This is a genomic window from Amycolatopsis sp. NPDC059235, assembly GCF_042754125.1.
Lineage (GTDB): Bacteria > Actinomycetota > Actinomycetes > Mycobacteriales > Pseudonocardiaceae > Amycolatopsis > Amycolatopsis albidoflava.
Window position 1 is genome coordinate 214,306 of record NZ_JBHZAG010000003.1, and the last position, 24,634, is coordinate 238,939.

Annotated in this window: 23 protein-coding genes; 6 read left to right on the forward strand and 17 right to left on the reverse strand. The window is 68.7% G+C overall.

The features are described 5' to 3' along the window. The first annotated feature begins 28 nt into the window (after window positions 1-28). On the forward strand, window positions 29-331 hold the full coding sequence (locus ACFXI3_RS03460; RefSeq protein WP_378397769.1) for an aldehyde dehydrogenase family protein: 303 nt from the start codon (window positions 29-31) through the stop codon (window positions 329-331). Window positions 332-362: 31 nt separating this feature from the next. Here the strand turns inward: ACFXI3_RS03460 and ACFXI3_RS03465 are convergent, their stop codons facing one another. From ACFXI3_RS03465 to ACFXI3_RS03480, 4 genes are all read right to left on the reverse strand, one after another. Then, window positions 363-974, reverse strand: coding sequence for a hypothetical protein (locus ACFXI3_RS03465; RefSeq protein ID WP_378397770.1), 612 nt, complete (start codon window positions 972-974; stop codon window positions 363-365). A gap of 221 nt (window positions 975-1,195) precedes the next feature. Continuing rightward, complete coding sequence (locus ACFXI3_RS03470) at window positions 1,196-1,834, reverse strand: VanZ family protein (RefSeq protein WP_378397771.1); 639 nt, start codon at window positions 1,832-1,834, stop codon at window positions 1,196-1,198. Window positions 1,835-2,581: 747 nt separating this feature from the next. Continuing rightward, window positions 2,582-2,926 carry a hypothetical protein gene (locus ACFXI3_RS03475; RefSeq protein WP_378397772.1) on the reverse strand — a complete coding sequence of 115 codons (345 nt, stop codon included), beginning with the start codon at window positions 2,924-2,926 and terminating at the stop codon, window positions 2,582-2,584. Window positions 2,927-3,056: 130 nt separating this feature from the next. Next, a complete protein-coding gene (locus tag ACFXI3_RS03480; protein ID WP_344273504.1) occupies window positions 3,057-3,500 on the reverse strand; it encodes a MarR family transcriptional regulator in 444 nt (147 codons plus the stop codon). A 129-nt stretch (window positions 3,501-3,629) separates the two neighbouring features. On the opposite strand from ACFXI3_RS03480, the gene ACFXI3_RS03485 reads away from it, so the two are divergent. Beyond that, a complete protein-coding gene (locus ACFXI3_RS03485) occupies window positions 3,630-4,850 on the forward strand; it encodes an MFS transporter (protein WP_378397774.1) in 1,221 nt (406 codons plus the stop codon). 378 nt (window positions 4,851-5,228) lie between these two features. Here the strand turns inward: ACFXI3_RS03485 and ACFXI3_RS03490 are convergent, their stop codons facing one another. Continuing rightward, window positions 5,229-5,642, reverse strand: coding sequence for a nuclear transport factor 2 family protein (locus tag ACFXI3_RS03490; RefSeq protein ID WP_378397776.1), 414 nt, complete (start codon window positions 5,640-5,642; stop codon window positions 5,229-5,231). A gap of 189 nt (window positions 5,643-5,831) precedes the next feature. Between ACFXI3_RS03490 and ACFXI3_RS03495 the strand changes: the two genes are divergently transcribed. Beyond that, on the forward strand, window positions 5,832-7,058 hold the full coding sequence (locus tag ACFXI3_RS03495; RefSeq protein ID WP_378397778.1) for a PucR family transcriptional regulator: 1,227 nt from the start codon (window positions 5,832-5,834) through the stop codon (window positions 7,056-7,058). Here ACFXI3_RS03495 and ACFXI3_RS03500 read toward each other — a convergent pair. The 7 genes from ACFXI3_RS03500 to ACFXI3_RS03530 all read right to left on the reverse strand — a co-directional run bounded on the left by ACFXI3_RS03500 (window position 7,055) and on the right by ACFXI3_RS03530 (window position 15,826). Then, window positions 7,055-7,918 carry an NAD(P)-dependent oxidoreductase gene (locus ACFXI3_RS03500; RefSeq protein ID WP_378397780.1) on the reverse strand — a complete coding sequence of 288 codons (864 nt, stop codon included), beginning with the start codon at window positions 7,916-7,918 and terminating at the stop codon, window positions 7,055-7,057. The two genes, ACFXI3_RS03495 and ACFXI3_RS03500, sit on opposite strands and share 4 nt — an antisense overlap. Beyond that, complete coding sequence (locus tag ACFXI3_RS03505; RefSeq protein WP_378397782.1) at window positions 7,915-9,459, reverse strand: long-chain fatty acid--CoA ligase; 1,545 nt, start codon at window positions 9,457-9,459, stop codon at window positions 7,915-7,917. The genes ACFXI3_RS03500 and ACFXI3_RS03505 overlap by 4 nt, the downstream gene beginning before the upstream one ends. An 82-nt stretch (window positions 9,460-9,541) precedes the next feature. After that, a complete protein-coding gene (locus tag ACFXI3_RS03510) occupies window positions 9,542-10,579 on the reverse strand; it encodes an alpha/beta hydrolase (protein ID WP_378397783.1) in 1,038 nt (345 codons plus the stop codon). Next, on the reverse strand, window positions 10,576-12,114 hold the full coding sequence (locus tag ACFXI3_RS03515) for a flavin-containing monooxygenase (RefSeq protein ID WP_378397785.1): 1,539 nt from the start codon (window positions 12,112-12,114) through the stop codon (window positions 10,576-10,578). The genes ACFXI3_RS03510 and ACFXI3_RS03515 overlap by 4 nt, the downstream gene beginning before the upstream one ends. Window positions 12,115-12,261: 147 nt before the next feature. Next, entirely contained in the window at window positions 12,262-13,752 is a 1,491-nt protein-coding gene (locus ACFXI3_RS03520; protein WP_378397786.1) for an aminobutyraldehyde dehydrogenase, read from the reverse strand. Continuing rightward, the gene (locus ACFXI3_RS03525; protein WP_378397788.1) at window positions 13,749-14,192 is read right to left on the reverse strand and encodes a hypothetical protein; all 444 of its coding nucleotides are present in this window, start codon (window positions 14,190-14,192) and stop codon (window positions 13,749-13,751) included. Before ACFXI3_RS03525 ends, ACFXI3_RS03520 begins: the two co-directional genes overlap by 4 nt. Further along, complete coding sequence (locus ACFXI3_RS03530; protein WP_378397790.1) at window positions 14,189-15,826, reverse strand: GMC family oxidoreductase; 1,638 nt, start codon at window positions 15,824-15,826, stop codon at window positions 14,189-14,191. The genes ACFXI3_RS03525 and ACFXI3_RS03530 overlap by 4 nt, the downstream gene beginning before the upstream one ends. Before the next feature lie 53 nt (window positions 15,827-15,879). On the opposite strand from ACFXI3_RS03530, the gene ACFXI3_RS03535 reads away from it, so the two are divergent. Then, complete coding sequence (locus ACFXI3_RS03535) at window positions 15,880-16,509, forward strand: TetR/AcrR family transcriptional regulator (RefSeq protein WP_378397791.1); 630 nt, start codon at window positions 15,880-15,882, stop codon at window positions 16,507-16,509. 183 nt (window positions 16,510-16,692) lie between these two features. On the opposite strand, the gene ACFXI3_RS03540 is transcribed toward ACFXI3_RS03535, so the two are convergent. From ACFXI3_RS03540 to ACFXI3_RS03555, 4 genes are read right to left on the reverse strand one after another with little or no spacing between them, the layout of a single operon-like run. Further along, on the reverse strand, window positions 16,693-18,066 hold the full coding sequence (locus ACFXI3_RS03540; RefSeq protein ID WP_378397792.1) for an acetyl/propionyl/methylcrotonyl-CoA carboxylase subunit alpha: 1,374 nt from the start codon (window positions 18,064-18,066) through the stop codon (window positions 16,693-16,695). Between the two features lie 3 nt (window positions 18,067-18,069). Beyond that, window positions 18,070-18,285, reverse strand: coding sequence for a biotin/lipoyl-binding carrier protein (locus ACFXI3_RS03545; RefSeq protein ID WP_378397794.1), 216 nt, complete (start codon window positions 18,283-18,285; stop codon window positions 18,070-18,072). Then, a complete protein-coding gene (locus tag ACFXI3_RS03550; protein ID WP_378397795.1) occupies window positions 18,282-19,838 on the reverse strand; it encodes an acyl-CoA carboxylase subunit beta in 1,557 nt (518 codons plus the stop codon). The genes ACFXI3_RS03545 and ACFXI3_RS03550 overlap by 4 nt, the downstream gene beginning before the upstream one ends. After that, on the reverse strand, window positions 19,835-21,388 hold the full coding sequence (locus ACFXI3_RS03555; protein WP_378397797.1) for an AMP-binding protein: 1,554 nt from the start codon (window positions 21,386-21,388) through the stop codon (window positions 19,835-19,837). Before ACFXI3_RS03555 ends, ACFXI3_RS03550 begins: the two co-directional genes overlap by 4 nt. Before the next feature lie 93 nt (window positions 21,389-21,481). Between ACFXI3_RS03555 and ACFXI3_RS03560 the strand changes: the two genes are divergently transcribed. Both ACFXI3_RS03560 and ACFXI3_RS03565 read left to right on the forward strand, forming a co-directional pair. Further along, window positions 21,482-21,874, forward strand: a complete 393-nt coding sequence (locus tag ACFXI3_RS03560) for an acyl-CoA thioesterase (RefSeq protein WP_378397798.1) — start codon at window positions 21,482-21,484, stop codon at window positions 21,872-21,874. 42 nt (window positions 21,875-21,916) lie between these two features. Beyond that, on the forward strand, window positions 21,917-23,101 hold the full coding sequence (locus ACFXI3_RS03565) for a saccharopine dehydrogenase family protein (RefSeq protein WP_378397800.1): 1,185 nt from the start codon (window positions 21,917-21,919) through the stop codon (window positions 23,099-23,101). 77 nt (window positions 23,102-23,178) lie between these two features. Here the strand turns inward: ACFXI3_RS03565 and ACFXI3_RS03570 are convergent, their stop codons facing one another. Further along, complete coding sequence (locus ACFXI3_RS03570) at window positions 23,179-24,624, reverse strand: MFS transporter (protein ID WP_378397801.1); 1,446 nt, start codon at window positions 24,622-24,624, stop codon at window positions 23,179-23,181. Window positions 24,625-24,634 lie beyond the last annotated feature (10 nt).

Sequence of the window (24,634 nt, forward strand, 5' to 3'; positions counted from 1 at the left end):
AGTCGCGCCAGGCGGGTGTCCCGGTCCGATGAGGCGACGCTCTCGTACCGCCGCGAATTCGCGCGCGACAGCGGGAACCAATAGCTGCGCCTCTGCAGGCCAAGCGCCCGAGCATCCCGGCTACCGGCTGGCCGGCGGGATATGGACGACCGATCTGGCTCGCTCCCACACCATGGACGCCGAACTGAAGGCGGGCACAATCTGGATCAACTCCTCCAACGTCCTCGACCCGCCCTGCCGTTCGGCGGTTTCCGGGCGCTCACCGGCTGCGCGCCCACCCGGGTTCCTTTGCCTCGCCAACCAGGAGACCTCATCCCCCTGCAGGCGGTGATCCAGCCGTTTGGCCGTGTGCCTTCCAAACCCTAGGCCCGGCGGTGCAACTCCCCCGCGTAGGTGTTGATCGCACGCCGAATCCGCACCGGATCGCGAAAGTTCCAATTGTCCAGCATCTGCACGCGACCCGGGGTTCCATTAATGCTGCTCGACTCGCCCTTCCAGTTGAACTCCGGCGCGTCGGCATTTGCCTTCACCCAGAGCCCGCCCGAGTCTTCGGACCAAATGTTCGCCAGGTGCGCCCACGGAATGGTGAGGTGCTCGCGTTCGGTGTGCCTGTTCTCCCGGAATGAGATTTCCAGATACGCGGGAGCGAACTCCGCCCAGCAGTAGAACGTCCACCAGGAGTTCACGGAGATACCGACGCAGAACACGGCCACCAGGAGCATGCCGACTGCAGCCGGAATCGAATACCAGCGGTCATTCGAAACCCAGAACAGGGCTATCCCGGTGGTGCCGAGGAACACTCCCATCGTCATCCAGATTCTCGAGCCGCCGCCGTCGCCGTCAGGCCGAATTCGCACTTTCTGCGAACCGCCAGCAACACCGCTCTGCGCCAACTGGATCGCGGTCAAGACCGCTGCCACGCCAAGTCCCGCGGCGACCGTCCCCACGCTGTTGCGGTCGCTGGCCAGGTTCACCAGGTAGGCCGCGCCGACGGCGCAGACGGCACTGCACAGGATCCGACCGATCATGAGACTCCCCACGCGGCGTCAAAAGACACCTCAGCTTGCCCACCGTGCATTCATCCGCGGGCAGGCCTGCCCGCCACAATCTCTGGTCGGCCGCGCTTTTGCTGGTGTTACGCCCGGCGCTGGCCGTGGTCACCGTTGCGGTCCTGGAACACGACCCGGTCTACGCGCTAACGCTGATCACGGGCGCGCGTGTCCGCGTTCCCCGAGCGAGCCTTAGCGCGAAGATCCTCCAGCCCACCGGGAGTCGTAGCGCTGGCGGCCACGGTCTCGGTCCCTTCGCGCGGGCGAGGGATCGTCGGGGACAGCGCACACCAGAGACTTCGAGTCAGGCGCGCGCTGGCGGTGGCACCGATGGTGTTCAACAGGACGTCGTCGGTGGCACTGACCCGGCCAGCGTCCAACAGGTACTGCACGGCTTCGATTCCGATCGAGACGAGCGCCGCCGCCGCTGCTACTCGGGTGAGCGACTGCAGCCACTGCAACCGAAACGGGACTAGCGCGGCAAGCGGTGCCAGCAGCACCAGGTTGCCCGCGATCTGCCAACCCGCGTCTTCTCCCAGCGTGGCGACATCCTGGCCCGGGATCAGATGCAAGGTGCTGCCTTCGGCGTCCCCGGCGGGCGCCGTGACCAGGACGACGACCAGTCCGCCGCAGAGCAGGATCGCGGTGTCGATCGCGGCGGTGAACGTCGCGACGGAGGCCGGCCAGCGCCGACTTCGGCGCACCGCCAGCACGACCCAGAGGATCTGCGACAGCGGCAGCGCGACGACCGTGACCGGAATGAGGCGTTCGACCACCGAGTCCACCCAGCACCCCTCCCCTGACCACCCCTGGCAAGATCACCTTCGCATCGGCCGGGGAGGGTGTCTCGTCGTCACGATCACCCAACCTGGTGGAGGCCGCGCCTCGGCCGTTGCACCGAATGCCGTGTCTTGCAGCGGGATCGGCCAGCCCACGGCTCGGTGACCGGTTAACGCAATTACGCCGGTCGTGTAGCCGAAGGGAGCACGAATCCCGGGACGAACGCGACATTGCCGCCGCACCCTCCGCCACCCGGGTGCGAACTGCTCGCGGATCGCCCCGGAACTGTCGGTGGCGCGTGCGACGCTGGTGGCGTGGAAGTGCACTTCGACGCTGAACTGTGGATCTGGCACGCGCGGCGGACCGAAACGTGGACCTCCGTCGCCCTGTCCGGGGACATCTCGGGCGAGACAGCACGCGCGGCTACGTGCTCCCGGTGAAACGAGCCGTGCGCAAAGGCCGAGAAGCTCGATCCCGGCGACGCTGCCCGGGTGACCGTGCCGGTCCTCGGCCTCTGACGTCGGCGGAGGCGGTCCGCCTGCAGGAGGCCGTGAGTTCGTCCGGGCATCCAGTCGGTCTGCTCGCCCGGAGATCCGTGATCGCGACAGTCTCTGGCTCCGGTCCGCTGAATGAGTCCCGACGGTGCGCAGTTCGCGATAAGCCCCGATCCAACTGGAGGACAACCTTGGCCATGGTGATGCCTGCGATCACAACAAGCGACTCTGCCTGATGCTCAGCACACCTCATCGGTGCTAGCCGACGGTGGCGGCGGACAGCTTCGCTGACGAAACCTCGTATCCAGCGCACGACAATCTGATCGGCGAGCCAAAGCTTTCCAGAATGAGGCACCGGATGTTCGCGGCGCCTGGGGCGCCGGGGGCTACGGCTCGCTGCTGCGCGAGCTCGGCGGCGGTGTCGGGGAAATGGCGGCGGATGGCGGTGTTGGCCAGACAGAGCCGCCCGGCCAGCGCGACAACGGCCTGGGCTTTGCCGGTCGTTTCGGCGAGTTCGTCGTGGGCCGGGCGGACGTCGTCGGCGGCAGACAGGCGGTGCGGCGGTTCACGTGCTCTCTGGGCGTGGCAGGCGTTCAGTCGCATCCACGCGTCTCAATGAACTGCGATCCGTGCGCTTTCGCCGACCTCAAGGGCAAGACCAGGGCATGGACACTGCTCCGCCGCGATCTCTGCAGAGTCCTGCCGCAGCAGCCCTGCGCCCCAAGTCTCCAGTTCAGGCCGAGTCTTCCAGGGCTTTGACGAGAAGAAGAGACAGCCGTCGGAACTCCTCGGCATCGGCCCGGCCGAACTTCTCCAGTGCCGGAGCCAGCCGGGCCTCGATCTGGACGAAGGTCTCGTCCATCAGCTTGTGCCCCTTGGCCGTGAGATTGTTGTCCACCACCCGGCCCCGGGCCGGGGAGCGCTCCACCAGCCCCTCCTCTTGCAGGCTCCGGACGAGACGGCTGACCGCCTGCGGCGTGTGGACCGCGGCGCGTGCGAGTTCCGAGGCGGAGGCACCGGGCGCCCGCTTCAGCTCCCGCAGCACCGTCCATTGCCCGAGGGTGAGCCCCAGAGGGTGGATGACCTGCTCGATCCGGTCGGCGAAGTGTTGCCGGATGATCCTGGACAGAGCACCGATTTCGATCCCCTGAGGCAGCGGGTCGCCCGGGTTCTTCATGGTTGACATCGTACCTGCCGGGTTCTATATTGAACCTGAGTTCAATGTTGAATCTAGATTCTATGCCAGCGGGCTGATCGCTACCGACTCGCCTGCAGCCCTCCCCGCGTCCGCATCCGGAGATAGATCATGCCCGCAGCCACCCAGCCGAATACGCACCAGCGAGCAGTGCCTGGCCGGCTGGTCGTCCTGCTCGCCGTTTCCTGCGGGCTGACCGTGGCCAACCTCTACTACGCCCAGCCGCTGCTGGAGATGCTGCGCCGGACCTTCCAGCTCCAGGACTCGACCGCCGGCCTGCTGATCACGCTGACCCAGCTCGGCTACGCCGCCGGCATGGTGTTCCTGGTCCCCCTCGGCGACCGCATCGAGAACTCCCGCCTGGTCTCCGTCCTGCTCACCGTCACCGCCCTGGCCATGGCCGCCGGCGGCCTCGCCCCCACTTTCACCGTCCTGCTCGCCGCCGCGCTCGTCGCGGGCGCCACCTCCGTCGTCGCGCAGGTCCTGGTCCCCTACGCCGCCGACCTCGCCCCCGATCACCTGCGCGGCGCCGTGGTGGGCAAGGTCATGAGCGGACTGCTCGCCGGGATCCTGCTCTCCCGCACCATCGGCAGCCTGCTCGCGGACGTCGCGGGCTGGCGCGCCGTCTACCTGGTCTCCGCCGCGCTGATGGCGGTCCTGTCCCTGGTCCTGCGCCGCGCACTGCCCCGCCGGGCCCCCACCAGCACCCATACCTACGGCGCGCTGCTGCGTTCCACGACCAGCCTGGTCCGCGTGCATCCTCGACTGCGCCGCCGGTCCTTCTACCACGCCTGCATGTTCGCCGCCTTCAGCGCGTTCTGGACGACGATCTCCTACGTCCTGGCCGCCGCGCCGTACAACTACTCCCAGCTCCAGATCGGCCTGTTCGCTTTCGTCGGCGCCGCCGGCGCGCTCGTCGCACCTCTCGCCGGCCGCCTCGCCGACCGAGGACTCGCCCACCGGCTCACTCCCGTGACCTGCCTGCTCGCCTCAGCCGCCCTCGCCTGGGCCGGTCTGGCCGCCCACCAGATCGTCGCCCTCGCCGCCGCCGCGGTCCTCCTGGACTGCGCCGTGCAGTGCTCCCTGATCTTCGGACAGCACATCATCTACCAACTCGACGCGGCCGCCCGCGCCCGAATCACCAGCGTCTACATCGCCACTTTCTTCATCGGCGGCGCCATCGGCTCCCAACTCGGCACCCTTGCCTACCACTGGGGCAGCTGGCACGCGGTCACCCTCACCGCAGCGGCCTTCCCCGTCGTCGCCGTGCTCGCCTGGACCACCGACCGCACCCACACCAACAGGAAGCGCCGGGCGGCAGGCACCGTGTGACGCCGCCTTCGCCATCTTCGAGGACAGCTCCGCGGTCGCAAGTTCGCTTCCTGGCGAGAGCACTTGTCCGAGGAACCACCCTCTTGATGAGGTCAGCCCAGCCACCAAGCGGTGACCCGCCCGCACCTATTCGCGAACATCCGACTCTGCCGCTGATCGTGGATCGTTAGGTCGTCTGTTCTCAGGCCAATAGCAGTGGCCGGCCAACCATCACTCTCAATCGGCTAGCTGAACGAACTGGCATGGCTGGCCGGACGACCGCGAGCAATCGCCGCGGCGCGATGCCAGATTTCTCGTTGCCGCGCAACAAATCCCGAGCGCGGTCAGCCCCGGCGCGGGGTGCGAAGAATCCGACAAAGAGCACGACCGCGAGGCCCCTCACTCGGCCGACACGACGTCGTTGATCTTCTGTTCGAGTGCTGCCTCGTCCATGAAGTAGACGTCGCGGACGATCTTCAGCGTTTCCGGGTCGAAGGTGGAGTAGCCGGTGCCGATCCAGGTCACCTTCGGGCCGGTGCCGCCGACGGTTCCGGTTACCTCGAAAAGGACGCCGATCGTGTCACCCTCCAGGAAGGACGCCGCCACGCGCGGGGTCCAGTCGGGGAACGTCGCGAACATTTCCTCGAATCCGGGGACCAGGGCCGCTTTGTCGCCCACCGTTCCGCCCGCGCCGTTGACTACCACGCATTCGTCGTCGAAATACTTGAGCACCTTGTCGAGGTCGTGGGCGGCGACGGCGGCACAGATTTCGTCCATCGTCCGGGTGTAGAGCGCGAGTTTGGCATTGGACACAGGATTCTCCTTCGCGGGCGCGTACCGCACCGGACCGAACCGGTGGCGCGCCCCACCTTCCTCGGGGCCGGGGGTGGCGACCTACACCAAGGAACACCGCGCTGGCCGACGGTTCGGTGCACTCTGCACTCGTGACGGCCACCGCGTCTGCGCCTAGGCTGTTCGTCCAGCGCGGGTTTGGAGGCAACGGTGGACACGGAGAACGAGCGGTCTTCGCAGCGGGTGCGCGAGCTGTTCCGTGCCGCCGCGGCGAAGATGCAGGTGCACCAGGCCGAGATCGCGCAGGAGATGTGGGCTGCGGGCCAGGACAGCCTGCGCGAGCGCGCCCTCGCCCAGGATCCGGTCCTGTCCGAAATGGACCGCGTCTACTGTGCGTCCACTTTGGCGCATTGGCTCATCGCCAACATCGACGATCCCGGCTGCCGGGTCGAGACGACGATGATCCCCGACACCCGGCATTACGCGCGCGACCTCGCGTTGCGCGGGATGGACACGAACGACGTCGAAGCATGGCGGGCGTCGCAGCGGGTCGGCTGGTCCGCGTGGTTGCGGTTCTGCTTCGAGGCGACCGACGACAAGGAAGAGCTTCGCGAGCTGGTCGACATCTCCGGCGATTCCCTGGTGACCTATGTGGACGACTCGATGGCCGCGGTCGCGACCTATATCGACGAGGCGCGGGCCGAACTGGCCGAGGGGCCGGAAAGCGAGCGATTGGCGACTGTGCAGCTGCTGCTGCGCGGCGCACCGATCACGCGGCCTCGGGCGGAAGCCCAGCTCGGCTACGCACTCACCGGGCATCACGTCGCGGCGATCCTCTGGGGCGGCTCCCCCGACCAGTTCGCTTTCCTCGAAGACGCGGCCGAGCGGGTCATGCGCGCCGCTGGCGCCGCGCGCCGTCTGACCCTGGTCGCGGGGACGACGACGCTCTGGATGTGGCTTCCGGCGAGTTCGGCGCCCTCCCGAGCCGAACTCGACCGGATCACGGCGGACGTTCCCCAGGTGCGGATCGCCTTGGGGCGGCCGGCCTCCGACGTGCACGGCTTCCGGCGCAGCCACCTCGACGCGGCCGCGGCGCAGGGGCTGCTCACGCGCCTTCGGTCCGGGTGCCGCGCCGTCCACTTCGAGGACGTTCAGCTTGTTTCGCTGCTCACCAACGACCTCGCCGAGGCGCGGCAGTTCGTCACTGACACGCTCGGCGAGCTGGCGACCGCCGACCCGGTGCTGCGCGAGACCGTCCGGGTCTTCATCGCCGAGCAGTTCAACACCTCGAAGGCGGCAGAACGGCTGTTCGCGCATCGCAACACGATCGATCGCCGCCTGGTGCGGGTGGACGAGTTGCTCCCGCGCCCGCTCGCGCAGAACCCGGCCGCGGTGGACACCGCATTGGCGCTGGTGGAGCTGCAGGCCACCGACTAGAGCAGGGCCTGCGCGGAGTATCCGAGGTGCCCGAGGCCGGCGTCCTCCGCCGCGTCGAGCTTGCTCGTCACCGCTGCCATCACCGACGCGTCGATGCCCGTGTTCTGCAGCTCGCTGAGGACCTTCCGGGTGCCCTCGGCGAAGACGTGAATGGTCGCTTGGTCGGTTTCGTGGCGCCCGGACTCGATCGCGACGGCCGCTTCTTCGGTGGCGTGGCGCAGCAGTTCAAGGCCGTACAGCGTGGTGTCCCGGATCTCCTCGAGCGTGTGGCCGCGCCGCAGCAGGCAGGCTGTCGACTCGACGAAGCCGGTCAGCGCGGTCACGAAGAAGGCTCCGCTGCCCAGGTACAGCCGCTTCGCTCCGCCGACGTCCTCGGATACGTGTCGCGCGCGCCCGCCGAGCAGCCGGAGGGCGGGCTCGTGCTCCGCCCAAACCTGAGCGGGGCCGGAAAAGACAAGCATCGCGTTCGGCTCGCCGATCTGTTCGGGGTAGCAGAACGTCGCCCCGTCCAGGAAGGAGGCACCGCGCTCGTCCAGCCGTCGCGCCAGCGTTTCGACGTCGTCGTGGGTTCCGTCGCTGAGGTTGACGACAGTGCGCCCGGCCAGACTCGGCGCTGATTCGAGTGCGGCGCGGGCCCCGTCGATGTCCGACAGGCAGACGACCGCCAGCCCGGCCTCCCCCACGGCCTCCGCGACGGACGCGGCAGGCCGGATGCCGTCCGAGGCGAGCGCTTCGGCCCGTTGCGACGTCCGGTTCCACGCTGTCACAGCCAGCCCGCTGGCCGCGAACCTTCGCGCCAGCGCCGATCCCATCATCCCGCAGCCGAGCACGGCCACGTCGTACCGAGGCTGCTGAGTCATCGCAGCTGCCTCTTGAGGATCTTGCCGGTGGCGGTCGTCGGCAGGGAATCGACGATCTCCACTATCCGCGGGTATTTGTAGCCGGCCATTTGTTCCTTGCTCCATTCCACCAGTTCGCGCGGGGTCGCCTCGGTTCCGCCGCGGAGGATTACGAATGCCTTGACCTCTTCGCCGTGGCTCTCGTGCGGAACGCCCACGACAGCCGCGAGGGAAACCGCCGGGTGGGTCAGCAGAACCTCCTCGATCTCCCGGGGGTACACGTTGTACCCGCCGCGGATGATCATGTCCTTGGACCGGTCGACGATGTAGTACCAGCCGTCCTCGTCCCGGCGGGCGAGATCTCCGGTGCGCAGCCATCCGCCGCGGATCGCTTCGGCGGTCGCCTCGGGCCGTCCGTGGTAGCCCTTCATCACATTGTGCCCGCGGACGGCGATCTCGCCGATCTCGCCCGGGCCGGTGACCTCGGTCCAATCCGATTTGATCAGCTTCACCTCGACACCCCAGACGGGCTTGCCGATGGAGCCGGGGCGGGACGGCGCGTCCGGGTCGCCGATCGTCGCCAGCGGCGAAGTCTCCGACAGCCCGTAGGCCTCGAGGATCCGCACGCCGAGGCGGGTGTCGATTTCCTTGATCAGTTCGACGGGGAGGGAGGCTCCGCCGGACATCCCGATGCGCAGGTTCTTGGCGATCCGGGCCACGTCGACGTCAGGGGTCAGCTCTCGCAGCAGTCCCCACCACATCGTGGGCACGCCTGCGAAGAAGGTGATGTCCTCTTCGGCCATCAGGCGGACGACGTGGCCGGCGTCGAAGCGCGGCACCAGGTGGAGCGTGGCCGCGGTCGAGAAACCGACGTGCAGCTGAACGGTGGCGCCGAACGTGTGGAAAAGCGGCAGGCACACCACGTGGCTGTCGCTGGCCGGCCGATTCCGGAGGATCCGGTTCGCCGTGAGCACGTTGAGCATCGTGTTTCCGTGCGACAGCTCGGCGCCCTTCGGCTGACCTGTGGTTCCGGAGGTGTACAAGATGACCGCGGTGTCGGTTGCCTCGGTGACCACGGATTCGAACGCTTCCGGTTGTCCCGCAAGGGCATCCGTCAAGGTCTCCGCCGCGATCGAGGCAGGCGCGTCCGGATCGGCAGGGATCAGGAAGAAATGCTCGACGGAATCGACGTCGTCGAAGGCCTGCTGTCCCTCCTGGCCGATCGGAAGCTCCGCCGTGCCTTCGAAGCAGAAATACGCGACCGCGCCGGCGTCCGCGAGGTGGTAGGCGATCTCGCGCCGCTTGAGCAGCACGTTCAGCGGTACGACGACCGCGCCCGCCTTGAGGATGCCGTAGTAGACGATCGCGAACTCCGGCACGTTCGGGCAGCTGAGCGCGACCTTGTCGCCCGGCCTGACGCCGCGTTCGGACAGGAGGTTCGCCACTTGGTCGGCCGCGGCGTCGACTTCGCGGTAGGTCAGGCGTTTCTCGCCCAGCACCAGCGCGGTTCTGGCTGGGTGATTGCGGGCGGAGTCCTCCAGGAGGACGGAAAGGTTCAGCATGGCGGCTCCTGTCGGCGGCGTGGTGGCCGGGCCGGGCGCCGGGTGCAGTCCCGACGCCCGGCCCGGTGCTCATCGGGTGCGTTCACGCCATGGCCGACGCGATGGCAGACGCGGCGCGTTTGACCGCGTCCCGGCTGGTCGTGCTGAGCGCGGTGAGCGAGAGGTAGCCGTGCACCAGGCCCGGCTCCCTGATCAGTTCGGTGGGGACACCGCTTTCGGTCAGCCTGGCGGCATAGGCGAGGCCGTCGTCGCGGAGCGGATCGAAGCCCGCGACCGTCACGAGCGCCGGCGGCAAGCCGGTCAGGTCGTCGGCGAACAACGGCGACACGCGCGGGTCGGCGCGGTCGACGGACGGCGGCAGGTAGTGGTCGGTGAACCACGCGATCTGCTTGGCGGTCAATGCGGGCGAGTCAGCGAACTCCCGGTTCGAGGACCGGGAACCGGCCAGATCGGTGACCGGGTACATCAGCACCTGAAGCACTGGCTTTTGCCGGGCGTCGCGCAGCTTGTGGGCGAGCACCGCGACGATGTTCCCTCCTGCGCTGTCTCCCGCCACGGCGATGCGGTCCTGCGGGACGCCCCACGCGGCGGCCTGTGCGAGGGCGTACTGCCAGGCGACCATCGCGTCGTTATGTGCTGCGGGGTAAGGGCTTTCCGGGGCGAGGCGGTACTCGACTGACAGGACGTCCATTCCCGTGTGGTGTGCGAGCAACCGGACCGGACCGTCGTAAGCGGCCCGGCTGCCCAGCACGAACCCGCCGCCGTGGAAGAACACGATCAGTCCTGAGGAGGACGCCCCCGGGCGGTATCGGGTCGCGGCGAGGCCGTTCGGCAGCCGGAGTTCCTCCACTCTGCGCATCGGAAGCGGGCGCTCGCCATAGATCGCCGCGTCCTTCAGCTCGGCGGCACGCGCCTGCGCGGGAGTGAGGTCGCTGAAGTCCGGGGCTTTCGCGACAGTGGACATCAGCATCGCGATCTCGGGAGCCATCTGCTCCCCGTCCGCGTTCACCGGCGCTTTCGCGAGGCGCTTCAACAGCGCCGCAGGAAGCCTGCCGATACCGACGCCTAGCTGCCGCTGTACCCAGTCCCCGGCCGAGATGCGGGTGGCCGCGGCGTTCATCGGACCTGCTCCTCGCGCACGGACGCGGCGCGGACCGCCGACTGGCGGCCGGCGGAGCTGAACTGCAGATGGTCGTCGTAGAGCGGGCCCTTGAGCAGCCGTTTGTCGGCTTGGTACGACGTGAGCATCCGCCACGGCAGGCTGGTGCCCTGTTTGGGCGTGGTGTCCGCGGCGCGCGTCACGTAACCCGCGTTGAGGTCGAGCAGCGGTTCGGTCGCCATCCCGGATTCGGCCACCGGCACGGCCTTGGTGTAGCCGTGCTCGTCCAGGTGCCGGATCAGCCGGATCACGTACTGCGCGGTCAGGCCGACCTTGAGCGTCCACGACGAGTATTTCGTGTAGCCGAACGCGAAGGACCAGTTCGGCAGGCCGGACAACAGCATTCCGCGGTAGGTCACGCAGGAGCCGAGGTCCAGCTTCTCCCCGTCGACCGTCTGCGGGATGCCGCCGAACATGCGCATGGCGAGCCCGGTCGCGGTGACGATCACGTCCGCGGGGATCTCCTCGCCCGAGGCCAGCAGGACGCCGGTTTTGGTGAAGCGGTCGATCGTGTCCGTCGCGACGGAGGCCTTGCCCGCGGAGATCGCCTTGAAGAAGTCTCCGTCCGGCGTCATGCACAGCCGCTGTTCCCAGGGTTTGTACGGCGGGTTGAAATGCGTGTCGACGGCATAGCCCTTGGGCAACGCTTTTCGGGTGAGGTTGCGCATCAGTTTCCGCCCGGAGTTCGGGAACTTAAGCAGGTACCCGACAAAGAAGAAGTCCCGCCACACGTTCTTGAGCCGAGTGAGGGCGTAGCCGCGCCGCAGGCCGAGAACGCGGTAGAGCAGCTGGGAAATCTTGTCGATGCGCGGCAGCGTCATGACGTACGTCGGGGTGCGCTGCAGCATCGTCACGTGGTCGGCCGCGCCGGGGCCGGTCGTCATGGCCGGAACCATGGTGATGGCGGTCGCGCCGCTGCCGATCACGACGACCTTCTTGCCCGCGTAGTCGTAGTCCTCGGGCCAGAACTGCGGGTGCAGGATGTCGCCTTCGAAGTCTTCGCGGCCTTCGAAGCCGGGCGTGAAGCCTTGGTCGTACCGGTAATAGCCGGTGGCGCCGTAGACCCATTTGGTCTTGATGGCCACGGTTTTCGCCTTCTGGCCGGGAACCGCGACCCGGACCTGCAGCGTCCAGGCCCCCTCGGCGCTGGACCAGTCGGCCGACACGACCTGGTGGTGGTAGCGGATCAGGTCGTCGATGCGGTGCTCGGCGGCGGTCTCTTCGAGGTACTCGCGGATCAGGTGCCCGTCCGCGATCGCGTGCTCGTGGCTCCACGGTTTGAACTGGTAGCCGTAAGTGTGCAGCTCGGAATCGGACCGCACGCCCGGGTACCGGAAAAGGTCCCAGGTGCCGCCGATCCGGCCGCGGCCTTCGAGCACGACGATCTTCTTGCCGGGAAAGGCGTCCCGGAGGTAGCACGCCGATCCCACGCCGGAGACCCCGGCTCCGATGATGACGATGTCGGCGGCCTCGGGGCGGGCGTCGTTGCCGGCCATGGTGAGCTCCTCGTCTCGATCTGCTCAGGCCGGTCGTCCGGCCTGGAAGTCATGCTGTGCCAACGGGTGCGGCGGACGCCACGCACATCCGTGGCACCCTCGGACGGGGCCTGGTGCAGAGTGCACCAGGCCCCGCCGGCGTCGTGCTCAGGCGTCCGGCGGCGTCCCGATCGGGAGCATCACGTGCTTGGTGCGGGTGTAGTCCTCGAGGGCGTAGGCGGAGTTGTCGCGGCCGTAACCCGATTTCCCGAAGCCGGTCCACGGCATCTCGTTGGCGAAGGCGAGGTGGGTGTTGACCCAGACGGAGCCGAACGCCAGGTCCTCGGTGAACCGGAGCGCCCGGGCCTGGTCGCTGGTCCACACCGAAGCCGCGAGGCCGTATTCGACGTCGTTGGCCTTGGCCAGCGCCTCCGCGTCGGCGGCGAAGGTCTCCACCGAGATCACCGGGCCGAACACTTCCTCGCGCGCCATCTCCGATCCGGCGGCCACGTCGGCGAGAATCGTTGCCGGGTAGAAGAATCCGGGGCCTTCGGGGATTTCGCCGCCGAGGACGACCTTGGCGCCGTCCTGGCGCGCCCGGTCCACCATGTCCGCGACCCGGGCGCGATGGGCCGCGCTGATCAACGGACCGAGTTCGTACTCCTCGCCCGACGCGGCGTTTCCGCTGCGAAGTTCCCGTGCGGCCGCCGCGAGCGCTTCCAGGAGCTGGTCCCGCACGTCCTCGTGGCAGATCACCCTCGTCGCCGCGCCGCAGTCCTGGCCCGCGTTGCCGTACCCCACGGCGATCAGCGTCTGCACGAGGAGATCCAGGTCCGCGTCCGGGAACACCACCACCGGAGCCTTGCCGCCGAGTTCGAGGTGCACCCGTTTGACCGTGGTCGCCGCGCCCTCCGCGACCTGTTGGCCGGAGCCGACGCTGCCGGTCAGCGCCATCATGTCGATGCCGTCGTGGTGGCTCATCGCGTGCCCGACCGTCGCGCCCGCGCCGGTCACGATGTTGAGCACGCCGTCTGGGAGGACACCCGTGGCGAGATCGGCCAGGACCAAGGTACTGAGCGGTGTCAGCACGGACGGTTTGAGCACGACGGTATTCCCCGCCGCGAGCGCTGGCGCGATTTTCCAGGCGGCCATCAGCAACGGGAAATTCCACGGCGTGATCGCGCCGATCACTCCGACGGGTTCGCGCCGGATGTAGGACAGGTTGCCCTCGACGTACTGGCCGGCCGCTGGCGTCTGCGTGGTCCGCGCGGCTCCGGCCATGAACCGGAAACAGTCGGAGACAAGGGGAATCTCGTAGGCCGCGTAGGCGTAGGACTTGCCGACGTTGAGCGCTTCGAGCGCGGCCAGCAGTTCGGCGTGTTCGTCGATGAGGTCCGCGAATCGGAACAGCGCCTCGGCTCGGGCACCGGGCGTCCTCCGCGCCCAGGCTGGCAACGCGGTGCGCGCCGCCGAGACCGCAGCGTCGACGTCGGCCGCAGTGCCGTTCGCCGCGACCCCCAGGCGCGTGCCGGTGCCGGGACTGGTCACCTCGATCGTCTCGGCGCTCGTGCTCGCGATGAAGCCGCCGCCGATGTACTGGGCCGGTGCCAGGTCGTCGATGCGCCGCTGGGCGGCGGCCAGGATTTTCTCGGGGGTCATCTCAGGCTCCTTCGATCGGCGGAGGGGGTGGGGACGTAGGTGGGGCCTAGCGCGAGCACCGGGGCCAGCAGGGCGTCATCGAGCACCTGGTCGGGCGTGGCCTCTGCCGAGGGCGTCCGGACCTGGCCCGGATAACCGACTGCCTGCCGCGCCTCGGGCGCCATGTAGTAGGTGCTGCTGAGGAAGTAGAAGGCCGCTTCGGCGAGTTCGGGCGGCCAGCCCGCGACCGTCTCCGCCGAGAGTTCGTCAGTCGCGGCAGCCATCTCGGCGACCTGGACGAAAGCCGCGGAAAGCTCGGGATTGGCCTGGAGCGCCCGGCGCAGGAGCGCGTCGTAGCCGGGCAGGGCGGTCAATCTGGGCGATCGTCCGGTCCCGGGAAACCACAGGTCGGCGAGGCGCGCCGCGCCGGAACGTGCCTTGTCGTCAGGGAAATCGATCACAGCGGAGTCCTTTGGCCGGCGGCGGTTTCGATCAGGTGCTCGGCGGCGCGCAGCGCGAAGGCGGTGATCGTCGGGGTCGGGTTGACCGCGGAGGACGTCACGAAGACGCTGCCGTCGAAGACATACAGGTTGGGGACATCGTGCGAGCGCCCGTAGCCGTCGACCACCGACGTCGCCGGATCCGTGCCGCAGCGGGCGGTGCCGAGCAGGTGCCAGCCGGTGTCGCCCCCGAAATCCACGCGCTTGGTGGAGACGGCGCCGGCCGCCTCATGGACCTCGACGATCCGGTCCAGATTCCAGTCGAGCGCGCGTTTGCTCTCGTCCGACATCGTGTACTGGATCTTCGGCGCCGGAATGCCGTCGCTGTCAACGAGATCCGGGTCGAGCGTCACCCGGTTTCCGAAGTCGGGCAGGTCCTCGATCGAAGCCGAGATCTCGAACGCCCGGCCGTACAGCCGCTCGACCAGCTCGTGCCCGGCCACTCCGGTCCGCTCGGCGAGCGGCAACTCCGCGAACCGTTGCAGCAGGCCCACCGGGCCTTGAAGCACGACCGCCGTCCACTTGGCGCCGCGGTGAAAGCCGCGGCTGGCATCGGTCTCCGCGAAGTGCATCGACCAGATCGGGTGGCTCTCCGGCCCGAGCCAGGGCTCAACGTCCTTTTCGTACTCGCCCAGCACCGTCGCCACCGGATGCATCATCAGGTTGCGCCCGACGTAGCCAGAGGAATTCGCGAGCCCGTCCGGGAACAACGGCGACGTGGACAGCTGCAGCAGCCGAGGGGTGCCGATCCCGTTGGCGCACACGATCACCACCGGCGCGGACGTGTGCCGCTCGGTCCCGGCTCGGTCGATCCACGTGGCACCAGTCGCGAGGCCCTGGCCGGAGACCGTGATCTCCCGGACCCGCGCCCCGGTCACCAGAGTGACTCCCGCCGCCAGCGCGCCGGGCCACATCGCGACGTCGAAGGAGGCCTTCGCTCCCTCCGGACAGCCGCTGCCGCAGGTCCCCCATCGTGCGCACGGGCCGCGAGAACCGACGCCCTGCGACAGGATCGCCGACGTGCCCGGCCACCAGCCGATGCCGAGCTTGTTCATGCCCTCGGCCGCGATCCGGCCGAGGCGGCCGATCGGCAGCGGCGGCTGGGGCAGCTCGTAGCCGGGCGGGTAAGCGATGTTGCCGCCCAGCCCCGAAACGCCGATCATCTCGTCGACCGCTTCGTAGTACGGCAGCAGCTCCTCGTATGTGAGAGGCCAGTCGTCGGCGACGCCGTCCAGCGTGCGGACCCGGAAGTCGGACGGGATCATCCGCGGCCACTCCGCCCAGAACAGGACGCTGCTGCCGCCGACCCCGTTGAACATGAACGGATGCACGTCCGATTCGGAGTCGTTGACGGGATAGTCGCTCGGCCCGCCGCGGTGGTTGGGGTTGGGGTTCCAGGGACCGGCGACGAGCAGGTCGCGTTCGGGCTTGTCGCTGGGATAGTCGGCGACAGCGGGCCAGTCGCCCTGTTCCAGGACAGTCACGCGGAATCCGCTCTCGGCCAGCAGCCGGGCCGCGGTGGCGCCGGACGGCCCCGCGCCGATGATCAGCGCGTCGGTGTCGCCGCCGCGCGAAGGCAGGCCAGGCACGGTCATAGGCGTGCTCCTTGCTCGGTATTTAAGTCAGACGGTTGTGTTTAAATAGGCGCATGCCGAAGATCGTCGACCATCGCCAGCGGCGTGCCGAGATCGCCGACGCCGTGCTGGCGATCGTCGCCGAGGACGGCGTCGCCGCCGTCACCCTGCGCGAGGTCGCGGACCGCAGCGGCTGGTCAACCGGCGTGCTGAACCACTACGTCGGCGGCCGAGACGACCTGCTGCGGCTGGCCTTCCGGCATACGTTCTGGCTCTCCGGCCGCCGGCTGGCCGCGATCGCCGAGGACACCGAACTGGAACCGGTCGAGCGGCTGGTCCGCATCCTCGCCGCGCACCTGCCGCTCGACGGGCCGTCGGTGGCCTTCGCCCGGATCACGCTGTTCTTCTACGCCGAAGCGGCCAGCTCCCCGGACAAGCTCGGGGAGGAAATGCTCAACTACCTCAAGTCGTGGCGCTCGACGGTCGAGGACCACGTGCGCGCCGCGCTGGACGCGCGCGGCCTGCCCACGTCCCGGGCGAGGCAGATCGGCGACCACCTGGTGGCGGTCATCGACGGTTACGCCAGCTACGAAGTGCTCGGCTCGAACCTCTGGAACGGCGGCGATCCCGCTGTCGCACCGCCCGTCCAGGACTGGGTCGACTCCGCGCTCGCGCTGAGCACCCTCGGCGCGGCGCGGCGCTGAGGCCGGACTGGCCGGCCGCCGCGACCCGGCGTCAAAGGCTCCGTTGCCTGCCATGGGCGCACTCCCGAACTCCGTCCGCCGGGCCGCTCGCCCGGCGCGGTGCCCATGTTTCGACATCGGCCACAGCGCGCGCCACACACATCTGAGGTGTCCGCTCCCCCAGCGCGGTGCACACTGCACCGGTCACCCGGACCGGTCCGTCCAGGCGTCGGTGGACTTCAGCCAAGACCGGTCCCCGACCAGCTCACGGCACGTGCTTGCCCGTTCCCATTCCTCGCTCGCCAGCAGCGCGCGGTGGAACGGGAGCAGCGTGGGGATGCCCGTGACCGCGGTCGCGTCGAGGGCCTTGCGCATGGCGGCGGTGGCGGCCCGGCGGTCCTCGCCCCAGGCGATCACCTTGGCGATCAACGGGTCGTAGTAAGGATGGACGTCGTCGCCGTCGGCGACGCCGGTGTCGACCCGCATCCCGTCTCCGGCCGGCGCGGCGAACCGCTCGATCCGGCCGGGGCCGGGGCGGAAGCCCTTGGCGGCCGATTCGGCATTGATCCGGCACTCGATCGCGTGGCCGGTGACTCGCACCTCGGACTGGCCGAAGCCGAGCGGTTCCCCGGCGGCGACGCGGATCTGCTCCGCCACCAGATCGAGGCCCGTGACCAGCTCAGTGACCGGATGCTCGACCTGGATGCGGGTATTCATCTCAAGGAAGTAGAAATCGTCGCCGACAAGCAATCCTTCTACGGTGCCGAGCGAGAAGTAGTCCGCGGCCCGTGCCGCCCGCACCGCGATCTCGCCGAGACGCGCGCGCTGCGCATCGGTCAGCAACGGGCAGGGCGCTTCCTCGACTAGTTTCTGGTGCCGCCGCTGGACCGAACAGTCCCGTTCGAACAGGTGGACCACGTTGCCGTGCGTGTCGCCGATGATCTGCACCTCGACGTGGCGCGGGTCTTCGAGATAACGCTCCAGGTAGACCGTGGTGTCGCCGAAGAAGCGCTCGCCCTCCCCCGCCGCACCTTCGACCGCGGCGGCGAGTTCGTCGGGACCGGCGGCCACGCGAAACCCCTTCCCGCCACCGCCGCTCGCGGCCTTGGCCGCGACCGGGTAACCGATCGCCGCCGCCGTCGCGAAAGCTTTCGGCCCGGGGTGGACCGGTTCGGTGCACCCGGGAACGACCGGGACGCCGGCCGCCGAAACTGTCTCCCGCGCCCGGATCTTCGACGACATCATCTCCATCGACTCCGGGCTCGGTCCGATGAAGACCAGCCCGGCCGCCGCGCACGCACGAGCGAACTCCGGATTCTCCGACAGCAGGCCGTAGCCGGGATGGATCGCCTCGGCCCCGGTGGACAGCGCGGCCTCGACGAGGCGATCGATCCTCAGATAGCTTTCGGCCACCGGGGCCGCGCCGATCAGCACGCTCTCGTCGGCCGTCCGGACGTGCAAGCTGCCCGCGTCGACGTCGGAATGGACGGCGACGCTGGCGATTCCCATCCGCCGCAACGTTTTCATGACGCGCACCGCGATCTCGCCCCGGTTCGCGACGAGAACCTTGCCGAACACTAGTCAGTCCTCCAGGGTCACGAGCACGTCGCCGTCGGAGACGACGGCTCCCTCGGCGACGTGGATCTTGGCCACGACGCCGTCGTCCTCGGCCTCGACCGGGATCTCCATCTTCATCGACTCGAGGACGAGCAGCACGTCCCCCTCGCTGACCTGATCACCAGTCGTCACCACGATTTTCCACACTGAAGCCGCACAGTCGGCGACGATTTCGTTCATGGTTTCTTCCTTGTCTGCACGGCGAGCGCGCCTTGGCTGGCTTCGAGGAACGAGGCCACGACCTCGCGGGTCTCGCGGGGGTCGATCATGTGCTCCACGCCGAACGCTTCGACGGTCCGCCACGGATCGACGAGCGAGCGCATGCGGTCCTCGATCTGTGCCCGCATCGCGGCGGGGTCGTCCGACGCCTCGATTTCGCGCCGGTATGCGGCTTCCACTCCGCCTTCGATCGGAAGGTCGCCCCACTCGCCGCTCGGCCACGCCAGGCGCAGCCCGAGCCGGTCCGGGTTCGACGTCGCGGAAACGGCGAGGCCGTACGCCTTGCGCACCTGCACGGTGACGATGGGGACGGTCGCCTCGACCACCGACTGGATCGCGCGCACTCCCCAGCGCATGACGTTCGCCCGCTCCGCCTGCGGGCCGACCATGAATCCGGGGACGTCGACGAAGTAGAGGACCGGGAGGTGAAAAGTGGTGCAGAGATTCATCAGCCGCACCTGTTTTTCCGCCGCGGCGGCGTCCATCGCTCCGCCGAGATGCTGCGGATTGCTCGCGAGGACGCCGATCGGCATCCCGTCGATCCGGGCGAGGCCGGTGACCAGGCTCTTGCCCCACCGGGAGCCGATCTCGAAGAACGACTCCCGGTCCACCACGGCCTTGATCACCTTGGCCGCGCGATAGGCCTGCCGCCGGTTCTCCGGGATGATCTCGAGCAGTTCCGGTGCGCGGCGGTCGACCGGGTCGGCGCAGGACGTGCGCGCCGGGAGCTGCCAGACGTTCTGCGGCAGATAGCTCAGGACCGCCCGCAGCTGGGCAATCGCGTCGTCCTCGTCGCGTGCCAGGTTGTCGACCGCACCGCTCGCCGTCGCGACCAGACCACCGCCCAGCTCGTGCTTGTCGATCTCGATGCCCAGCGCGCGCCGCACGAGCGGCGGTCCCCCGGCGAAGAGCACGGAATCCTTGGTCATCACCGAAAAGTGGCTGGCCACCGCCCGCGCCGCGCTCCCGCCGACCGCCGCTCCGCTCACCATCGTCAGGACCGGCACTTCCTCGAGCAGCTCGAAAGAACGCGTCCAGCTCAGGGAACTGGTGAGGTAGGTGTGCCCTTTGTCCTCCTGGGCCGCGACGTCCCCGCCGATGCCTTCCACGAACATCAGCAGCGGGATCTTGTACTCGTGGGCGAGATCCTCGACGAAGCCGCCCATCCCGCCCTTCATCCGGTCGAGGTAGCCCTGCGGGGCGCCCGCGCGCACCGTGAAGTCCTCCCCGCCGAGCGCGACCGGGCGACCGTCCACTTTGGCCAGTCCGCACACGTAGCTCGACGGAAGCGTGCCCAGCAGGTTGCCGAGCCCGTCGCGCTCCTCGAAGACCGCGAACTCGCCGATCTCGCTGAAGCTCTCGGAGATCGCGGCGATGCGTTCGCGGATCGTGTACCGGCCTTGGTCCTTCTGGCGAGCCACCCGCCGCTCGCCGCCGAGCTTGCGGGCCTGCGCGCGGCGAACCTCGAATTCGTCCAGGGCGTCCGACCAGCTGAATCCACCTGGCGTGCTCATCGCGGCACCTCCACGACCTCGGGCGACGTGATGTCGCGGGACAGCAAATGCTTCTGCACCACGCCGGTCCCGGCGCTGCGGACGAACTCGGCGCCGTCGGTGACGGTGAGGTATCTCGGCATCGCGAACCGGGGAAGCACCTTGCGGCAGTGCGCCACGAACTCGTCGAGCACCAGGGACTCGCCATCCGGGACCACGAAGACTTTGATCTCGTCCTCGCCGCCGTGCTCGTCGCGCACCGCGATCGCGACGCACTCCCGGACACCGCCGGCCGTGTTCAGGCTGTGCTCCAGTTCCCAGACCGAGATGTTCTCGCCGCGCCGGCGGAAACTGTCCGTCCGCCGACCGTCGAAGTGAAGGAAGCCGTCGGCGTCGAGATGGCCGGAATCGCCGGTGTGGAACCACAAATTCCGCCATGCCTCGACGGTTGCCTCAGGCCGGCGCCAGTAGCCGAGGGCCGTGAGGTACGGGCGGCGCGGACGGTAGAGGATCTCGCCTGTCTCGCCCGGGGGCAGCGGCCGGTCGTTCTCGTCCACCACCTGGACATCGATCGCGTCGTGCGGATGTCCCGCCGCGCCGCGCCGCCGCTGCTCGACGCTGTCCATCGCGATGCCGTCGCACTCGGTCTGGCCGAAGAGCGTGAGGACGGGAATGCCGAGCCGGTCCTCGAACGTCTCGTAGGCGATCTGCGGAATCGGAGCCCCGATCATCCGGGTCAGGCGATGCGAACCCGGCTCTGGCAGTTCGCCTTGGGCCAGGATCGACAGCATCGCTCCCACCCCGGACGCCCAGGTGGCCCCGAACCGGCGTACGTCCGCGAAGTACTCGCTGGCAGAGAACCGTTCGCGGAAAGCCATCGAGCTGCCCGACTGCAGGCACGCGATGAGTTTCACGTGCGCGTCAACGTGAAAGAACGGCAGCGGGAAGTACCCGATGTCGTCAGCGTTCAGGCCGAGCCGGTCGATCCAGACCTCGGCGAGATTCGAGAAGTACGCGCGCGGCAGCATCACGCCCTTGGCCGGTCCCGTCGTTCCTGACGTGTACAGGATGGTCGCGAGGTCGCCGGGACCGAAATTTCGTTGCGCCGCATCGAGTTCGTCCCGCTCCGCCTGCCCGACCGGACCAGCGGCCAGCTCGCTCATCGGCAGGACGTCGCCAGCCGCCGCCTCGCGCACCTGCTCCAGGCAAGCGTCCTGACAGACGATCAGGCGCGGGTCCGAGTCAGCCAGCACGTGGGCCAGCATCGGGCCGCGGAGTTCCACGTTGACCGACACTTCGACCGCGCCGAGCCACCAGATGCCGAACATCCAGACGACCCGGTCGATCGAACTGCCGCTGACCAGCGCGACCCGGTCCCCCGCCGACACACCGCGGCGGCTCAGTACCGCAGCCGCGCCACGAGCCCGGTTAGCCAGCTCCCCGGTGGAAAGGACCTCGCCGCGCGACCGGAGCAGCGGGCGGCAACCGTCCCGGGCGACCGCCCGCAGCAGGTCGTCAACGGGGCTGACGCGACCGGCCGCCGGCGGGCGCGGCCTGCTGACGTCGTTCACGAAGAGATCCCTTCGGTCGTCGGGGGTTTCTTATTTCAGACGTTTGATATAGAACAAGCTCATGCATTCGCTGTCAAGCCCGCGGAGAGAGTCATGACCTGGACGACGACCTTGCACCCGTGGTCGGGCGACTTCGACTACCTGGGCCACCTGACCGCCGCCGTCTACCCCAAAGCTTTTGAACAGGCGCGGGTCGAGTACTTGCGCGACCGATGGCGCACCAACCTGCCCGCCTATGTCGTTGCCGCGCACCGGATGCAGTACCTCAAGGAGGTCCTCGAAGAGGACTCCCCGCTGCAGGTCGTGATCCGGCCGGTGCGCGTGGGCCGTTCGAGCGTCGATCTCGCGGAACTGCTCCGCAATGCCGCGGGCGTCGTATGCAACCGCTCCGACGCGACGCTCGTGGCCTGGGACGTCGAAACGCGCCGCTCGCGGCCGTTCACCGCGGACGAGCGAAACGCACTCATCGCGGACATCGCCGCGTGACCACCGGATTCCCGCTGTCGAAACAGGAGGCTGAAAATCACCATGGCTGCTGAACACCGCACTGGAAAACGCGTTCTCGTCACCGGCGGCGCGGGCGAGATGGGCGCGCATGCCTGCCGCGTGCTCGCCGCTGCCGAGGAGGTCGCCGAAGTCCTTGTCGCCGACCGCGACGCAGAGGCCGCGAAGGCGCTGGCGGACTCGCTCGGCGCTCGGGCGAAGCCGCTCGCACTGGACATCTCCGACGCCACCGGGCTCGCCGAAGCGCTCGCCGACGTCGACTTCGTGCTCAACACGGCGGGACCGTTCTACCGGTTCGGCCCGCTCGTCCTGCGCGCCGCGATCGCTACGGGAACCCACTATCTCGACATCTGCGACGACTTCGAGCCGACTCTCGAAATGCTCGATCTCGACGCCGACGCACGGGAAGCAGGCATCACCGCGGTGATCGGGGTCGGCGCCAGCCCGGGCATCAGCAACCTCCTCGGCGTACTGGCGATGAACGAGTGCGACGAGGTGGAAACCATCTACACCTCTTGGCGCGCCTCGGGTTTCCAGCGCGCCGAGGTCGATCCCGGCGTGCGGTCGTCCGCGGCGGTCGAACATTGGATGCACAACTGCACCGCGACGATCAAGGCCTGGCGCGACGGCGGCCTCGCCGACGCCCAGCCGCTCGAGGAGCGCACGCTGAGCTACCCGGGCCGGGGCGAGGCACCGGTGTGGGTGTGCGGTCATCCCGAGCCCCTGACCCTCCCCCGTTCCCGTGCCGGAGTGCGGGAATCCCTCAATCTCATGATGTCCCGCCCGCGGTTGATGGAGGCGGTGATCCGCACCGCGAACCGGGTCCGCTCCGGCGAACTCGACGTGGCGGCGGCCGGCCGAGCACTGGTTCTCGAGCCGGGCACGATGGGCTCCGCGGCAGGTCCCGCGCCGTCGCTGCCGGTGCTCTTCGCCGTCGCGGAAGGAACGAAGAACGGCAAGCGGATCCGCGTCGGCGCCCGTCCTCTCGTCGTTCCCGACGACAGCATGGGCACGATGACCGGCATCCCGCTCGCCGTGGCGACGCTCATGGCGGCACGGGGCCAGGTCGACCGGCCAGGCGTCCACGGCCCCGAGGTCATCGACGCACGCACGTTCTTCGACGACCTGGCCCAACACGCACGCCAGGCCCCCGGCAGCGAGCGTCCGGCCGAAGTCGTCGAGGTCGCCGTCGAGGAGATCACCGGCTGAGCACCTCTGCCGGGAAACCAAGGAGGTGCACCTCGGGCCAGGCCGAGGTGCACCTCCTTCGCTCGCGATCACGGCGGTCAAGCCGCCGCAGGGCACATCTCGATCCCGCGCGGGTGGCGCAGCCGCGACACGCCCGTGGCAATGAGAACCACCACCGACATAGCCACCGCTACGACGTACCCGGTGGTGTAGAGAGATTCCTTCGGCAACCCGGTGGCCGCGTCGGTGGCGGAGCCGAGCACCGCAGTGATCACCGCCGAACCGAAAGCGAACCCGATGGCCATCGCGGTGCCGCCCATCCCCGAGGCCATGCCTGCCTTGTCCTCCGGGACCGCGTATTGCGGAACAGCGAACGCGCCGCTGTATCCGGCCCTGCTGCCGAGACCGATGATCGCGGAACCGACGAGGTAGTGCCACGCCTGGTCGTGCGCCACCGCGAGCCACAGGAAACCGGCAGCGGACACGAGACCGCCGAACACGAGGACTGCTCCGGGCCGGCCTTTCTCGACGAACTTTTCGGCCGCGGTCCCGCTGGCGAACATCGACAAAGCGAACGGCAGCATCAGCAGGCTCGCTTTCAATGCGTCATACCCGAGCCCGTATCCGGCTGCGGCCGGAGTCTGGGTGTAGTAAGTCACCAAAAGCAGCAACGCTCCGTCCGTCGCGCCGAAAAGCCCGACCGACAGACACGAAGTGGAAACGTAGGGCTTTTTGAGGAGGCTGACGTCGAAGACCGCCGTCGCGGACCGACGTTCCGCCACTGCCCAGACGACCCCGGCGACAAGCCCCGCCGCCAAAAGAAGGTACGGCAGGCTTCCCGTCCACACCGTTCCTTGCGAAAGGGCGAGGAGAACAATTCCGACCCACCCGATCATCCAGACCGTTCCGAACACGCCCATGCGGCCGCCCGCCGCGGGCCGTCCCGCCGGAAGAACTGCCACCAGCGCGACCGTGGTGAGAGCCAGCACCACCGCCATCGTGTAGAAGAACGTGTCGACAGAGAAGTACTTGACCAGCACCCCGCCGCCGGTCAAGCCCAGCACCACGCCGATTCCGCTGGAGATGATCCCCACGCGCACGGCGCTGCCGATCGCGCTCCCGGGCAGCAGCCGGCGCAGAAAGGCGAGCGGAAGCAGCATCGAACCGCTGCCCAAGCCCATCAGCGCGGCCCCGGCGACCAGCGTCACGTAGGTGTGGCCGACCGCGGCGAGCAACGCGCCGGCGGTCATCACGACGCCCGACGCCAGTGCCGTCGTGCGGTCCCCGCGCAAATCCGAGAGCCTCGGAATGAGCACGAAGCCCGCGCCGGAAGCCAGCGTCATCGCGGTGAAGACCCAGGCTCCGGACACGACGTCGAGGCGGTACTGCGCCTGCATGTCCGGAAGCAAGGGCGGCAGCATGAACGCGATCGCATTCGTCACGGTTCCGAGGAACCCGGCCACGGCGATGAGCGCCCAGCGCGCCGGCACCCTGCCCGCCTCGATTCTCGCCGACCTGCCGACCGCGTCGTTGAGGTCTGTCATCCGTGTCTCC